The sequence below is a fragment of the Pseudoalteromonas sp. SR41-8 genome, assembly GCF_014163915.1.
GTDB lineage: Bacteria > Pseudomonadota > Gammaproteobacteria > Enterobacterales > Alteromonadaceae > Pseudoalteromonas > Pseudoalteromonas rhizosphaerae.
The window spans coordinates 1-1,269 of sequence record NZ_JACJEE010000075.1 but is presented as its reverse complement, the minus strand read 5'-3'; the positions used below and the strand labels follow the sequence as shown (position 1 = coordinate 1,269).

At 43.5% G+C, this 1,269-nt stretch carries 1 protein-coding gene; it reads left to right on the top strand.

The genetic code is table 11. The features are described 5' to 3' along the window. Nucleotides 1–326: 326 nt before the first annotated feature. Nucleotides 327–1,269, top strand: a 943-nt coding sequence (ltrA, locus tag H5162_RS21055; RefSeq protein WP_259398302.1) for a group II intron reverse transcriptase/maturase, incomplete at its 3' end; no start/stop codon positions are given.

The following is a 1,269-nucleotide window of genomic DNA, read 5'->3' as shown; positions in this document are numbered from 1 at the left end:
ATGTGATCTAACGGCCACCGTAAATGATGCAGTTGTGCAGAGAAAGTCGATGCACCTTATTCGGGGAGATCTGATAAACACGCATCCGCGCTAACGCTTGGAGATTACCAGTTAGGGACTGGTTGTTCAACCCTTGGCGCTTTGGTTGCTGCGACCTATATAGCGAGCGAAATAGCAGTAAACAAGCATTAGTTTAGACGCGCTTTATCGAGTAATCGCTAGAGTGATTTATCAGAAGTCAGCAGACGGCATAGTAGCCAAACGCCCATCGTAATAGAGGGGACATGGTGAAGGCCTGAACATCTTAACCAGAGGAGATACTACAAATGAACTTGAATTCACATAGATCACCGTGTTGTGATGGTGATGAACAGCGTTCGACTGTGAATAATACCTCGAATGAATATAACCAAACAGATCGTGACCTGATGGCAATGGTACTAAGCAACCACAATATTGGCGCAGCATGGCAACATGTTAAGCACAATAAAGGGGCTGCGGGTATTGATCATATGAGTATTGAAGAATTTAATCGCTTCGCTAAGTTACATTGGCTGGGTATTAAACAACAATTACTTAACGGCACTTACCAACCATTGCCTGTCAAACGCGTGATGATACCCAAGCCCGATGGCGGTGAGCGAATGCTTGGGATCCCTTCTGTTATCGACAGAGTGATCCAACAAGCCATTGCTCAAGTGATTAGCCCTTACTTTGAGCCTCAATTTTCACCACATAGTTATGGTTATCGTCCTTATAAAAGAGCCAGTCAAGCAGTGAACCATGTTCAATCTTGTGTTAAACAAGGTTATAAAACAGCGATTGATATCGACTTGTCTAAGTTCTTTGATGAAGTAAACCATGACATGCTGATGAATCGTGTTGCCCGTAAAATCAAAGACAAAGCACTCATGCGCCTACTCGGTAAATACCTACGAGCGGGAGTAGCAGAGCGCGAAACAGGTCTGTGGTTTGAGTCAACCAAAGGAGTCCCTCAAGGTGGGCCATTATCCCCTTTACTTTCCAATATTTTACTCGATGAATTAGATAAGAAGCTAACCTACAAACACCTTAAGTTTGCCCGTTACGCTGATGACATAATCATTTTAGTAAAAACCAAAAGCGAAGGACTAATAATCCAACAGGAAATTACTGCGTTCATCACTAAGCGATTAAAACTCAAAGTGAATGAATCGAAAAGTCGGGTCGGTCCAGTATCAGGCTCGAAATTTCTCGGGTTTACCTTCCGCTACGGTCAAGTGCAGATCC